This is a genomic window from Pseudomonas sp. JQ36 (assembly GCF_053851495.1).
The window spans coordinates 5824629-5838598 of the sequence record NZ_CM132642.1 but is presented as its reverse complement, the minus strand read 5'-3'; the positions used below and the strand labels follow the sequence as shown (position 1 = coordinate 5838598).

15 protein-coding genes are annotated in these 13970 nt (G+C 60.4%); 5 read left to right on the top strand and 10 right to left on the bottom strand.

Annotated elements, in window-relative coordinates:
• Positions 1–53 precede the first annotated feature (53 nt).
• The 3 genes from algW to ACS4NR_RS26280 all read left to right on the top strand — a co-directional run bounded on the left by algW (position 54) and on the right by ACS4NR_RS26280 (position 4134).
• Positions 54–1208, top strand: a complete 1155-nt coding sequence (gene algW / locus ACS4NR_RS26290; RefSeq protein ID WP_095139505.1) for a Do family serine endopeptidase AlgW — start codon at positions 54–56, stop codon at positions 1206–1208.
• Between the two features lie 88 nt (positions 1209–1296).
• Positions 1297–3402: a TonB-dependent siderophore receptor gene (locus ACS4NR_RS26285; protein ID WP_456018705.1), complete on the top strand. Its 2106-nt coding sequence runs from the start codon at positions 1297–1299 to the stop codon at positions 3400–3402.
• A gap of 12 nt (positions 3403–3414) precedes the next feature.
• Positions 3415–4134 (top strand): DUF4198 domain-containing protein, encoded by a 720-nt coding sequence (locus ACS4NR_RS26280; protein WP_456018704.1) that lies wholly within the window; start codon positions 3415–3417, stop codon positions 4132–4134.
• A gap of 96 nt (positions 4135–4230) precedes the next feature.
• Here the strand turns inward: ACS4NR_RS26280 and hisC are convergent, their stop codons facing one another.
• The 10 genes from hisC to ACS4NR_RS26230 all read right to left on the bottom strand — a co-directional run bounded on the left by hisC (position 4231) and on the right by ACS4NR_RS26230 (position 12196).
• On the bottom strand, positions 4231–5283 hold the full coding sequence (gene hisC, locus ACS4NR_RS26275; protein WP_456018703.1) for a histidinol-phosphate transaminase: 1053 nt from the start codon (positions 5281–5283) through the stop codon (positions 4231–4233).
• A 2-nt stretch (positions 5284–5285) separates the two neighbouring features.
• The gene (gene hisD / locus ACS4NR_RS26270; protein ID WP_456018702.1) at positions 5286–6623 is read right to left on the bottom strand and encodes a histidinol dehydrogenase; all 1338 of its coding nucleotides are present in this window, start codon (positions 6621–6623) and stop codon (positions 5286–5288) included.
• Between the two features lie 125 nt (positions 6624–6748).
• A complete protein-coding gene (gene hisG / locus ACS4NR_RS26265) occupies positions 6749–7384 on the bottom strand; it encodes an ATP phosphoribosyltransferase (RefSeq protein WP_007912384.1) in 636 nt (211 codons plus the stop codon).
• A 127-nt stretch (positions 7385–7511) separates the two neighbouring features.
• Complete coding sequence (gene murA / locus ACS4NR_RS26260) at positions 7512–8777, bottom strand: UDP-N-acetylglucosamine 1-carboxyvinyltransferase (RefSeq protein ID WP_115986701.1); 1266 nt, start codon at positions 8775–8777, stop codon at positions 7512–7514.
• Between the two features lie 22 nt (positions 8778–8799).
• Positions 8800–9039, bottom strand: coding sequence for a BolA family protein (locus ACS4NR_RS26255; protein WP_007953556.1), 240 nt, complete (start codon positions 9037–9039; stop codon positions 8800–8802).
• Between the two features lie 116 nt (positions 9040–9155).
• Positions 9156–9461, bottom strand: coding sequence for an STAS domain-containing protein (locus ACS4NR_RS26250; protein ID WP_115986702.1), 306 nt, complete (start codon positions 9459–9461; stop codon positions 9156–9158).
• On the bottom strand, positions 9458–10111 hold the full coding sequence (locus ACS4NR_RS26245; RefSeq protein ID WP_095139499.1) for an MlaC/ttg2D family ABC transporter substrate-binding protein: 654 nt from the start codon (positions 10109–10111) through the stop codon (positions 9458–9460). The genes ACS4NR_RS26250 and ACS4NR_RS26245 overlap by 4 nt, the downstream gene beginning before the upstream one ends.
• An 11-nt stretch (positions 10112–10122) precedes the next feature.
• Positions 10123–10590: an outer membrane lipid asymmetry maintenance protein MlaD gene (gene mlaD, locus ACS4NR_RS26240; RefSeq protein WP_007967220.1), complete on the bottom strand. Its 468-nt coding sequence runs from the start codon at positions 10588–10590 to the stop codon at positions 10123–10125.
• The gene (mlaE, locus tag ACS4NR_RS26235) at positions 10590–11387 is read right to left on the bottom strand and encodes a lipid asymmetry maintenance ABC transporter permease subunit MlaE (protein WP_003221704.1); all 798 of its coding nucleotides are present in this window, start codon (positions 11385–11387) and stop codon (positions 10590–10592) included. Before mlaE ends, mlaD begins: the two co-directional genes overlap by 1 nt.
• A complete protein-coding gene (locus ACS4NR_RS26230; protein ID WP_095139498.1) occupies positions 11387–12196 on the bottom strand; it encodes an ATP-binding cassette domain-containing protein in 810 nt (269 codons plus the stop codon). The genes mlaE and ACS4NR_RS26230 overlap by 1 nt, the downstream gene beginning before the upstream one ends.
• A 275-nt stretch (positions 12197–12471) precedes the next feature.
• Here ACS4NR_RS26230 and ACS4NR_RS26225 point away from each other — a divergent pair, with 275 nt between their 5' ends.
• Complete coding sequence (locus tag ACS4NR_RS26225) at positions 12472–13446, top strand: KpsF/GutQ family sugar-phosphate isomerase (RefSeq protein WP_456018701.1); 975 nt, start codon at positions 12472–12474, stop codon at positions 13444–13446.
• Complete coding sequence (locus tag ACS4NR_RS26220; protein WP_007967216.1) at positions 13446–13970, top strand: KdsC family phosphatase; 525 nt, start codon at positions 13446–13448, stop codon at positions 13968–13970. The genes ACS4NR_RS26225 and ACS4NR_RS26220 overlap by 1 nt, the downstream gene beginning before the upstream one ends.

Sequence of the window (13970 nt, the reverse complement as noted above, 5' to 3'; positions counted from 1 at the left end):
CGCGACATTATGGGCGGTCTGACCCCGCCTGCAACTTTTCCAGGACGTGCTTAATGCTCAAGGCGCTGCGTTTTTTCGGCTGGCCGCTGTTGGCCGGCGTGCTTATCGCTCTGTTGATTATTCAGCGTTACCCGCAGTGGGTCGGGCTGCCGAGCCTCGACGTCAACCTGCAACAGGCCCCACAAACCACCAGCGTGCAGCAAGGGCCAGTGTCCTATGCCGATGCGGTGAGCATCGCTGCGCCATCGGTGGTGAACCTGTACACCACCAAGGTCATCAACAAACCGGCGCACCCGCTGTTTGAAGATCCGCAGTTCCGGCGTTTCTTCGGCGACAACTCGCCGAAACAAAAGCGTATGGAATCGAGCCTCGGTTCCGGGGTGATCATGAGCCCGGAAGGCTACATTCTGACCAACAACCACGTGACTACCGGTGCTGATCAGATCGTGGTGGCGCTCAAGGACGGTCGCGAAACCCTCGCCCGCGTCATTGGCAGCGACCCGGAAACCGACCTCGCGGTACTGAAGATCGACCTGAAAAACCTCCCGGCGATCACCGTCGGCCGCTCCGACAGCATCCGCATCGGCGATGTCGCGCTGGCCATCGGCAACCCGTTCGGCGTCGGCCAGACCGTGACCATGGGCATCATCAGTGCCACTGGGCGTAACCAGTTGGGCCTGAACAACTACGAAGACTTCATCCAGACCGACGCGGCGATCAACCCGGGCAACTCCGGCGGCGCGCTGGTCGATGCCAACGGCAACCTCACCGGTATCAACACGGCGATCTTCTCCAAGTCCGGCGGCTCACAGGGCATCGGTTTTGCGATCCCGGTGAAACTGGCGATGGAAGTGATGAAGTCGATCATCGAGCACGGTCAGGTGATTCGTGGCTGGCTGGGTATTGAAGTGCAGCCGCTGACCCAGGAACTGGCCGAATCGTTTGGCCTGTCCGGGCGTCCGGGGATTGTCGTGGCGGGGATCTTCCGCGATGGCCCGGCACAGAAGGCCGGCCTGCAACTGGGTGACGTGATTCTGAGCATCGACGGCGAACCGGCCGGCGATGGCCGCAAGTCCATGAACCAGGTGGCGCGGATCAAGCCGACTGACAAGGTCACGATTCAGGTCATGCGCAACGGCAAAGAGATCAAGCTGACCGCAGAAATCGGCCTGCGTCCGCCGCCGGCTCCGGTGAAAGAACAAGAGTAAAACTTTATTCGCGCCGAAGTGCGCGAATGAAAGACACTCTCAATAGGCATGTTATATTGTTTCAATTTAGCGATTGGAACAACATAACATGTCGTCTCGAAAAAAGGCTTCACTGCTTGGCCTGACTCTGGGCCTGCTGGGCGATCCGGTCTTCGCCGAAGATCCGCAACCCCTCGAACTCGACGCCATCAGCGTCACTTCCGATTACGAATCCCCCAGCGGGCCGGTCAGCGGCTACCGCGCGACGAGCTCCACCAGCGCAACCAAAACCGACACCGCCATCCGCGACATTCCCCAAGCGATCAGCGTGGTGCCGGCCAGCGTGCTCAAGGATCTGGGCAGCACCAGTGTCGAACGCGCACTGGATTTCGCCGGCGGCGTGTCGAAGCAGAACAATTTTGGCGGCCTGACGCTGTACGAATACAGCGTGCGCGGCTTCACCACCTCGGAGTTCTACAAGGACGGTTTCAGCGCCAATCGCGGCTATCCGAGCACGCCGGACGCCGCCAACGTGGAGCGCATCGAAGTCCTCAAAGGCCCGGCCGCGAGCCTGTATGGCCGAGGCGATCCGGGCGGCACGGTGAACATCGTCACCAAAAAACCGCAGCCCGAAGCGTTCACCACTCTGCAGACCAGCGCTGGCAGCTGGGATCGTTATCGCACGGCACTGGACATCAACACGCCGCTCGACGAGCAGGGTGATGTGCTCACGCGGATCAACCTGGCGGTCGAAGACAACCACAGCTTCCGTGATCACGTCGACAGCCAGCGGGTATTCGTCGCACCTTCGATCAGTTGGCAACTGAGCCCGGACACTTCGTTGTTGGTGGAAAGCGAAATCGTCCGGCACAACTCCACGTTCGACCGAGGAATCGTCGCGCCGAACAACACATGGAGCGGCGTTTCGCGCTCGACCTTCCTCGGTGAACCGAACGACGGCAACATCGACAACCACAACAACCTGCTCCAGGCCACCTTCGAACATCACCTCAACGACAGCTGGAAACTGCGTCTGGCCAGCCACTACAAGGAAGGCAAACTGTGGGGCGACGCGTCTGAAAGTCGTGCGCTGAACGCCGATGGTCACACCGTCAACCGACGCTACCGCGAACGGGACACTAACTGGCACGACAGCATCACCCAACTGGAGCTGCGCGGTCTGTTTGACCTCGGCCCATGGCAGCACGAACTGCTGATCGGCACCGAATACGAGAACTTCCGCAAGAACGAACGCGTCACTACCATCGCTGGCGGTCCCTACGCCATCGACATCTACAAGCCGATTTACGGCCAACCGAAACCCAACGGCCCACGCTCGGGTACTGACTTCTTCGAACACGTCGAGAGCCACGCACTGAACCTGCAGGATCAAATCATCTTCACCGACAAACTGCGCGGGATGATCGGCGCACGCTTCGAGCACTTTGATCAACGCATCGACGATCACACCCGCAATGCCAAAAGCCAGCAGACTCACGACGCCCTCACCCAACGCGCCGGCCTGCTCTATCAGTTGACGCCGAACACCGGCCTGTTCGCCAACGCCTCGACCTCGTTCAAACCGAATAACGGTCTCGACGCCTCCGGCAGATCCTTCGATCCCGAAGAAGGTGTCGGTTACGAAATCGGCATGAAGAACGAACTGTTCGACGAGCGCCTGAGCAGCACCCTCGCTTTCTTCCACATCGACAAGGAAAACGTCCTCGCCCTCGACCCGGGCACCGACACCAGCCGCGCGATGGGCAAGGCGCGCAGTCGCGGTTTCGACTGGCAAGTGACCGGGCAAGTGACCGATGCCGTGCGGGTGATTGGTGCCTTCGCTTACATCGACGCTGAAGTGACCAAGGGCGACGCGGCAATCCCGACCGGCAGCCGCATCCTTGGCGTGGCCAAGCGCAGTGGCAGCCTGCTCGGCGTCTACGAGTTTCAGGACGGCCATTTGCGCGGCTCGGACGTCGGCGCGGCGTTCACCTACGTCGGCGATCGCTCTGGTGAAGCCGGCGGTGATTTTGAAATGCCGGCCTATCACACCGTCGATCTGCTGGCCCATTACAAGGCCAGCGACAACGTCACGGTTGGCCTGAACCTGAACAACCTCTTCGACGAAAAATACTACGAGCGCTCCTACAGCAACTACTGGGTCAACCCCGGCGAGCCGCGCAATTTCACCGTCAGCCTGACACTCAACCTGTAAAAGGACGTCACCATGCAATACGGCAAAACCCTGCTGATCATCGCCGCCCTGTTCGCCACTCAGGCCTCGGCCCACGGCCTGTGGACCGAACAACGGCGCGGCAACATCGAAGTGATCTACGGCCACGGCGCCGAAGACAATGCCTTCAAGGCGCAGAAAATCAGCGGCGCCTGGGCTTACGATGCCGGTGGCAAGATGATCCCGGTCAGCGTCGAACGCCTGGCCGATCACGCACGTCTCAAGCCTCTCAAGCCGCCGGCAGTACTGGCCGTCGCACTGAACAACGGCATGTGGTCGCAAACCGCCGACAAGAAATGGATCAACGAAGGCCGCAGCAAAGTGCCGGGCGCTGTCGAAGCCACCGAGACGTTCAAGTACAGCCTGGCGATTTATCAACCGGGGGCGAAGTTGCCGAAGCTCGAGCAGATCAAGTTGCTGATTTTGCCGGAGGTTGATCCGCTGACCGTCGGACCGGGCAAATCACTGCCGGTACGGGTGCTGCTCGATGGCAAACCGGCAGCGGGCGTCATGCTGATTGGCGACTATCGTAATGCGCCGAACACCCTGAGCACCGAGACGGACAAGGACGGTCGTGCGCAAGTGCTGGTGCGTAATGAAGGGTTGAACGTGATTGCAGCGCAGGTTGAGGTGCCGGTGAAGGACAGCACTGATGTGAACAGTCGCGGGCTGTTCAGTTCGCTGACGTTCCTTGGCGAACCGCATCACGAGTAGACGGCTGGTATTGGCGGTGTCCCCTTCGCGAGCAAGCCAGCTCCCACAGTTTAACCGCGTACCTAATGTGGGAGCGGGCTTGCTCGCGAAGGCGGTTCAGAGGTCGCCCAGGCCGTCGATCAGCGCCTGATTCTGCTCCGGCGTACCAATCGAAATCCGCAAAAATTGCGCAATCCGCTCCTGCTTGAAGTGGCGCACGATCACGCCCTGCTCGCGCAGCTTGGCCGCCAGCCCCGCAGCATCGTGTTGCGGGTGCCGGGCGAAGATAAAGTTCGCCGCCGACGGCAACACCTCAAAACCCTTGGCCTGCAATTGCGCGATCACCCATTCACGGCTCTCGATTACCAGACGGCAGGTCTTGTCGAAGTACTCGCGATCCTCGAACGCCGCCGTCGCGCCGACAATCGCCAGGCGATCCAGCGGATAGGAGTTGAAGCTGTTCTTGATTCGCTCCAGTGCCTCGATCAGATCCGGGTGCCCCACCGCCAGACCCACGCGCAGGCCGGCCAGCGAACGCGACTTGGACAGGGTCTGGGTCACCAGCAGATTCGGATAACGATCCACCAGACTGATCGCGGTTTCGCCGCCGAAGTCGATGTAGGCCTCATCCACCACAACCACCGAATCCGGGCTGGCCTGGAGAATCTGCTCGACCGCTTCCAGTGCCAGCAGGCAACCGGTCGGTGCGTTCGGATTGGGGAAGATGATCCCGCCGTTCGGTTTGGCGTAGTCCGCCGGGTTGATCTGGAACCCCGCGTCCAGCGGCACGGCATCGAACTGGATACCGTACAGACCGCAATACACCGGATAGAAGCTGTAGCTGATGTCCGGGAACAGCAGCGGCTGCTCGTGTTGCAACAGACCGTGGAAGATGTGCGCCAGCACTTCGTCCGAACCGTTGCCGAGGAACACCTGATTGCTCTGCACGCCGTAGTAGTTGGCGACGGCGTTTTTCAGCAGATCGCTGTTCGGGTCCGGGTACAGGCGCAGGTTGTCGTTGAGTTCGGCCTGCATCGCCGCCAAGGCTTTTGGCGACGGGCCGTAGGGGTTTTCGTTGGTGTTGAGCTTGACCAGTTTGGTCAGCTTTGGCTGTTCGCCCGGCACATACGGCACCAGATCCTTGACGAACGGGCTCCAGAATTTACTCATGTTCACTCCCCCTGCCCTTGCAGAAAGTCTGCATCTTTGATGCGGTATTCGGCGCTGCGTGCGTGCGCGCTGAGGGATTCGCCACGGGCCAGCACCGAAGCAGTCTTGCCCAGCTCGGAAGCACCGGCCTCGGAGCAGAAGATGATCGACGAACGTTTCTGGAAGTCGTACACACCCAGCGGCGAGGAGAACCGCGCAGTGCCGGAGGTCGGCAGCACGTGGTTCGGACCGGCGCAGTAATCGCCCAGCGCTTCGGAGGTGTGGCGGCCCATGAAGATCGCGCCGGCGTGACGGATCTGCGGCAGCCAGGCTTGCGGGTCGGCCACCGACAATTCGAGGTGTTCCGGGGCGATGCGGTTGGCGACTTCGATGGCTTGCGCCATGTCACGCACGTGGATCAGCGCACCGCGACCATTGATCGAGGTTTCGATGATGGTTGCGCGATCCATGGTCGGCAGCAGTTTGTCGATGCTGGCGGCGACCTTGTCGAGGAACTCGGCATCGGGGCTGACCAGAATCGCCTGGGCGTCTTCGTCGTGCTCGGCCTGGGAGAACAGGTCCATGGCGATCCAGTCCGGATCGGTCTGGCCGTCACACACCACAAGGATTTCCGACGGGCCGGCGATCATGTCGATGCCGACCTGACCGAACACGTGGCGTTTGGCGGTGGCGACATAGATGTTGCCCGGGCCGACGACCTTGTCCACCTGCGGCACGCTTTCGGTGCCGTAAGCCAGCGCGGCAACCGCTTGCGCGCCGCCGATGGTGAACACCCGGTCAACGCCGGCAATGCACGCCGCCGCCAGCACCAGCTCATTGATTTCACCGCGCGGGGTCGGCACGACCATGACCACTTCGGTCACGCCGGCGACCTTGGCCGGAATCGCGTTCATCAACACCGACGACGGGTACGACGCCTTGCCGCCCGGCACATACAGGCCGGCGCGATCCAATGGTGTGACCTTCTGGCCGAGCACGGTGCCGTCGGCTTCGGTGTAGCTCCAGGAGTCCTGTTTCTGTTTTTCGTGGTAGCTGCGCACCCGCGCGGCGGCTTTTTCCAGCGCTTCGCGCTGTGCCACGGTAATGCGGGTCAGGGCCAGTTCCAGGCGCTCGCGCGGCAGGATCAGCTCGGCCATCGAGGCGACTTCGAGGCCGTCGAACTTCTGGGTGAACTCGACGAGCGCCGCGTCACCGCGCTCGCGCACCGCCTTGATGATGTCCAGCACGCGCTGATTGACCGAGTCGTCAGACACACTTTCCCAGCTCAGCAGATGATCCAGATGATGCGCGAAATCCGGGTCAGCAGCGTTGAGTCGGCGAATTGCAGTCGGTGCGGTCATAGCGAGAGCCTCATAGGAATGGCGAAAAACTCAGGCGCCCGAAACTATCATTCGATCCGCTTGGGCACCTGAGAATTCTGGCTATGAGGCGGATAGACGGCGCGACCAGGGGTCGCGCAGGTACATCAGCCGCGGTGTCGCGATTCCACTGCGTTGCGCAGGGTATCGATCAACGCCTGGATTCGGGCGTGTTGCATCTTCATCGAAGCCTTGTTGACCACCAGGCGCGAGCTGATCGTGGCGATCAGTTCCTGAGGTTCCAGGCCATTGGCGCGCAGGGTGTTGCCGGTGTCGACCACGTCGATGATCTTGTCGGCCAGACCGATCAGCGGCGCCAGCTCCATCGAGCCGTAGAGCTTGATGATATCGACCTGACGACCCTGTTCGGCGTAGTAACGCTTGGCGACATTGACGAACTTGGTCGCCACACGCAGACGGCCCTTGGGTTCCGGCGCACCGATCTTGCCGGCGGTCATCAGCTTGCACTGGGCAATCTGCAGATCCAGCGGCTCGTACAGGCCCTGGCCGGTGTATTCCATCAACACGTCTTTACCGGCGACGCCGAGGTCGGCCGCGCCATGCTCGACGTAGGTCGGCACGTCGGTGGCACGCACGATCAACAGACGTACGTCATCCTGAGTGGTAGGGATGATCAGCTTGCGGCTCTTGTCCGGATTCTCGGTCGGCACGATGCCCGCTTCAGCGAGAAGCGGCAGAGTGTCGTCAAGGATGCGGCCCTTGGACAGTGCGATGGTCAACATGGGAAACGTCAGTCCTTATCAAGGTACTCATGCCCGGTCGCAATCGGCGCCGGACACACATCGAGCCGGATACCGGCTCGACTCGAAACAAATTCAGTGGACACGTCCCTGTGTCCGCATGCAGCAATCAGCCCGGAACGCGACGGATCTTGGCGCCCAGCATCTGCAGTTTTTCTTCGATGCACTCGTAACCACGGTCTATGTGGTAGATGCGGTCGATCAGGGTGTCGCCTTCAGCAACCAGTGCCGAGATCACCAGGCTGGCCGAAGCACGCAGGTCGGTGGCCATCACTGGCGCGCCCTTCAGGACTTCAGTACCGGTGACGATCGCAGTGTTGCCTTCGACCTGGATCTTGGCGCCCATGCGGTGCAGTTCGTACACGTGCATGAAACGGTTTTCGAAGATCGTCTCGATCACTGCACCGGTGCCTTCGGCAATGGCGTTGAGCGAGATGAACTGCGCCTGCATGTCGGTCGGGAATGCCGGGTACGGCGCTGTGCGCACGTTGACCGCTTTCGGGCGCTTGCCGTGCATGTTCAGCTCGATCCAGTCTTCACCGCAGGTGATTTCCGCACCGGACTCACGGAGCTTTTCCAGGACCGCTTCAAGAATGGTCGGATCAGTGTCCTTGACCTTCACACGGCCACCGGTGACCGCAGCGGCCACCAGGTAGGTGCCGGTTTCGATACGGTCAGGCATGACTTTGTAGAAGCACGAACCCAGGCGCTCGACGCCATCAATGGTGATGGTGTCGGTGCCGGCGCCGGATACCTTGGCACCCATGGCATTGAGGAAGTTCGCCAGGTCAACCACTTCAGGCTCACGCGCAGCGTTCTGCAGCACGCTGCGACCCTTGGCCAGGGCGGCTGCCATCATGATGTTTTCGGTACCGGTCACGCTGACGGTATCGAAGAAGAAGTGCGCACCGCGCAGGCCGCCTTCAGGCGCCTTGGCCTTGATGTAGCCGCCTTCGACGTCGATCACCGCGCCCATGGCTTCGAGGCCACGGATGTGCAGGTCGACCGGACGCGAACCGATTGCGCAACCGCCAGGCAGGGCGACTTCGGCTTCACCGAAACGGGCAACCATCGGGCCCAGTACCAGGATCGAGGCACGCATGGTTTTCACCAGCTCGTACGGCGCGATCAGGGTCTTGATGGTGCGCGGGTCGATTTCGACGCTGAGTTTCTCGTCGATCACCGGCTCGATGCCCATGCGACCGAACAGCTCGATCATGGTGGTGATGTCGTGCAGGTGCGGCAGGTTGCCAACGGTCACCGGGCCATCGCACAGCAGGGTGGCAGCCAGAATCGGCAGGGCGGAGTTCTTCGCCCCGGAGATACGGATTTCGCCATCAAGACGAACGCCACCGGTAATAATCAATTTATCCATAAGAATCTCGACGCCCTAGGGCTCAGGTGCGCTCGGCCCAGGCCGCGCTGCTGAAAAATTTCATAGTGACCGCGTGGATGCTGCCATCGGCGATCCAAGGGTTCAAATGGGCATAGATGCTTTGCTGACGCTTGACCGGGCTCAACGCCGCCAGTTCATCACTAATCACGTTCAGCTGGAAGTTGCAGCCTTCGCCTTCAACTTCCACCTGCGTTCCTGGCAGCTTTCCTTCAAGGAAGCTCTTCACTTCTACGGCCTGCATGCTCAACCTCAATCGGCGCCCTGTGCGCACGGGTCGGACATCATACAAAAAAGCCCCGCGCCTGCGAACCCCGCATTGGCAGGACTCTGACGGGGGGCTTGTTTATCGATGCGGGTTCAGGGGTGCGCCAGTAACTCGGTCAGTTCACTGACCTGAGCGATTTCGCGCATGTCTTCCGGCATCGCGCGGATGCTGACGGCCTTACCGGCCGCCTGAGCATCGCGCATGAAGCACAGCAGCAAGGACAAGCCGACGCTGCTGGACTTCTTCACTGCCGAGCAATCGATCACCAGCGATGCCGCCTGGCTGGACTTGATCAGCTGCTGGCCTTCCTTGCGCAGGTCGGGACCTGTGCGATAGTCCAGCACTCCGCTGAGCAATAGCTCGTCGACGTCACTCATACGAACTGCCGCCTCGTTCATTGCGCTGGCTTCTCGGCAGCTTTCTCGGTGGTTTCCTTGGCCTTGGCCACTTCGCCAGCCCAATTATTGATGGTCTTGTCCAGGTCGTTGCCATTGCGCTGCATCGCGTCGGCGAACTGGTCACGGAACAGCTTGCCGATGTTGATGCCGTTGATGATCACGTTGCGCAGTTTCCATTCGCCGTTGATCTTCTCCAGCGTGTACTGCACAGGATAGATCGCGCCGTTGCTGCCCTTGACAGTCATGCCGACGCTGGTGCGATCGCCTGACTCATCCTTGGCCGGATCTACGGTGATGCCCTGGTTGTTGTACTCGAGCAAAGCGTTGCCGTAGAACTGGAACAGTCCACGCTTGAAGTTCTCTTGAAAGCGCTGCATCTGCTCAGGCGTGGCCTTGCGCGAATACTTCACGGTCATGATGCTTTTGGAAATGCCCTCGGCATCCACCACCGGACCAACAATGCTGTTCAGCGCGGCATAGAAATCCTGCGGATCCTGCTTGTACTTCTCTTTATTGGCCGACAGATCGGCCAGCATCCGGTTCGTGGTGTCCTGAATCAGGTCGTGTGCCGACTGCCCAGGTGCAGCATTCGCCAGCAGTGGCAGTGCCGCAAGCAACACCAACAGGCCACGTCGCAAGGTAGAGATCATTCAAAAGCTCCTCATTTGGCGTCTTTGCTAACGGTATTGAGCAGGAATTTACCGATCAGGTCTTCCAGTACCAGAGACGACTGAGTGTCGTGGATGGTTCCACCATCCTTCAGACGGGTGTCTTCGCCGCCCACACTGATACCGATGTACTTCTCGCCCAACAGACCAGCGGTCAGGATAGACGCTGTGGAGTCGGTCGGCAGGTTGTCGACCTTTTTGTCCACTTGCAGGGTTACCCGACCGGTAAAGCTGTCGCGATCCAGATCGATTGCCGTGACCTTGCCGATGGTCACACCGGCCATGGTCACTTTGGCTCTGACCGTCAAACCGGCGATATTGTCGAAGTAGGCATACAATTTATAGGTGTCGGTGGTCGAAGTCGGAGACAGGCCACTGACCCGCAGAGCCAATAGCAACAAAGCCAGGATCCCTGCCAGCAGGAACAGGCCGACACCGATTTCCAGGGTGCGGTTTTGCATCAGAAATCTCCAAACATCAAAGCGGTCAGAATAAAGTCCAGGCCCAGTACCGCCAGCGAGGCGAATACCACGGTCTTGGTGGTGGCGCGACTGATGCCCTCGGAAGTGGGCTCACAGTCATAGCCTTGGAATACGGCGATCCAGGTCACGACGAAGGCGAAAACGATACTTTTGATGACGCCGTTGAGCACATCACTGGTGAAGTTCACGCTGTTCTGCATGTTCGCCCAGTACGAGCCTTCATACACGCCAAGCCAGTCGACAGCCACCCACGAACCACCCCAGATCCCCACCACGCTGAAAATCATCGCCAGCACCGGCAGGGAAATGAAACCGGCCCATAGACGCGGGGCAATAATGTACTTAAGCGGATCGACACCGATCATTTCCAGGCTGGAAAGCTGTTCGGTGGACTTCATGTTGCCGATTTCCGCGGTCAGCGCCGAACCGGCACGCCCGGCAAACAACAGCGCCGTCACCACCGGCCCCAGTTCACGCAGCAACGTCAGGGCCACCATCTGCCCTACAGCCTGCTCCGAACCGTAGCTCGACAGAATACTGAAGCCCTGCAACGCCAACACCATGCCGATGAAAATCCCGGACACGACGATGATCACCAGCGACATCACGCCAACGGAGTGCAGTTGCTTGACCAGCAGGCCGAAACCGCCACTGATGCCACCGCGACCGAGCAAGGCGTGAAACAGGAACAGGGTCGCGCGGCCAAACACCGCGACGGCGTCGATCGCCGCCTCGCCGAAGCGGCGTACGCGTTCTATTAATGAAATTCTGCGCATCAGCGCTTCCCCAGAAGATCTGCGCGGTAATCCGTCGCTGGAAAATGGTACGGCACCGGGCCATCGGGGTTGCCGGTCATGAACTGGCGAATACGCGGCTCATCCGAATTCATCAATTCGTCCGGCGTGCCCTGCCCCAGCACCTGACCATCACCCACTACATAGATGTAGTCAGCGATGCTCGCGGTTTCGGCCAGATCGTGGGAGACCACGATGCTGGTGATGCCCAGCGCATCGTTGAGCAGACGGATCAGGCGTACCAGCACGCCCATGGCGATCGGATCCTGACCGACGAAAGGCTCGTCATACATGAGAATCTGCGGATCGAGCGCAATCGCCCGAGCCAGGGCGACCCGCCGCTTCATGCCGCCGGACAGCTCGTCAGGCATCAGCTCGATCGCACCGCGCAGACCGACCGCCTGCAACTTGAGCAGGACGATGTCGCGGATCATTTCATCCGGCAGTTGGGTATGAACACGCAGGGGAAAAGCCACGTTCTCGAAGACATCGAGATCGGTGAACAGCGCGCCGCTCTGAAACAGCACGCCCATGTGCTTGCGCGCATCGAACAGATCACTGCGCGACAGCGTCGGCAGGTTCTGACCGTTGACCCAGACTTCCCCGCTGGCAGGACGCAATTGCGCGCCCATCAAACGCAGCAGGGTGGTCTTGCCACACCCGGAAGGCCCCATGATGCCGGTAACCTTGCCACGCGGGATGCGAATATCGACGTTATTGAAAATGCTGCGCGCACCGCGCTTGAAGGAGACTCCCTTCAGCTCGACCGCGTAGGCGTTATCGGCACTCATCTAAACTCCTTGCGATGCAGCCTCTCACTCGGACGCCTGGCTTTCCGCAGAAAGCACATACCTCCCGGGCAGGCCGAACTGGCGGCGAACTATATCACTGCAAACGCCAAGCGCCCAAGGCCCCTGCCCCTCCGCGTTCAACGATATGACAGGCCTGATGGCACTTTTTCGGGGTTTTGGTGACAAGGAATGACAAAGCACGACGAACTTGCGTGAGGCTTTTCAACATAACCGCTATAATCGCCGCCTTTTCATCGGGCTATACGATTTCTGACATGAGCCAATCCAGCGACCTGATTCAATCTGCACAACGCACCATCCGCCTCGAAGTGGAAGCCGTACAAGGCTTGTTGCCCCATATCGACGCCGATTTCGTACGCGCTTGCGAGATGATTCTGGCCAGCAAGGGCCGTGTGGTCGTGGTCGGCATGGGCAAATCCGGGCACGTCGGCAACAAGATTGCCGCGACCCTGGCCAGCACCGGCACCCCGGCATTTTTCGTCCATCCGGCCGAAGCCAGCCATGGCGACATGGGCATGATCACCCGCGACGACGTGATCCTCGCGCTCTCCAACTCTGGCTCGACCAACGAAATCGTCACCCTGCTGCCATTGATCAAGCGCCTTGGCATCCAGTTGATCAGCCTCACCGGCAATCCGCAATCGCCGCTGGCCAAGGCCGCCGAAGTCAATCTCAACGTTCACGTCGAACACGAAGCCTGCCCACTGAACCTGGCACCGACTTCCTCGACCACCGCCGCGCTGGTCATGGGCGATGCCCTGGCCGTGGCGCTGCTCGAAGCGCGTGGTTTCACCGCCGAAGATTTTGCTTTTTCGCACCCGGGCGGCGCTCTGGGTCGACGCCTGCTGCTGAAAGTGGAAAATGTCATGCACGCCGGGCTAGAGCTGCCGCAAGTGCAGCGCGGCACCCTGCTCAAGGACGCGCTCATGGAAATGACCCGCAAGGGTCTGGGCATGACCGCGATTGTCGAAGCCGATGGCAAACTGGCCGGGATCTTCACCGACGGTGACTTGCGTCGCACGCTGGACCGCAGCATCGACATCCGCAGCGCCACCATCGACCAGGTCATGACCGCACACGGCAAGACCGCACGACCAGAGATGCTCGCCGCTGAAGCCCTGAAAATCATGGAAGACCACCGAATCAACGCACTGGTGGTCGTGGACGAAGAAGATCGCCCGATCGGCGCCTTCAACCTCTCCGATCTGCTGCGTGCAGGAGTGATGTAATGACAACCGATCTGCTGCAGCGCGGCAAAGCGATCAAACTGGCGGTGTTCGACGTCGACGGCGTCCTCACCGACGGGCGCCTGTACTTCCTCGAAGACGGCAGCGAATTCAAGACCTTCAACACCCTCGACGGCCAAGGCATCAAGATGCTGATGAATGCCGGTGTCGAGACCGCCATCATCAGTGGCCGCAAGACGCCGGTGGTTGAACGTCGGGCGAAGAACCTCGGTATCCCGCACCTGTTTCAGGGCCGCGAAGACAAATTGGTGGTTCTGGACGGTCTACTGGCGCAACTGGGCCTAAGCTATGAACAGGTCGCCTACCTCGGTGACGACTTGCCTGACCTGCCGGTGATCCGCCGCGTAGGTCTGGGCATGGCCGTTGCCAATGCTGCCGATTTCGTGCGCGAACACGCCCATGGCGTCACTCGGGCCCGTGGCGGCGAAGGTGCCGCCCGCGAATTCTGCGAATTGATCCTGCGCGCCCAGGGCCGCCTCGATGCGGCCAACGCCGCGTACCTGTGA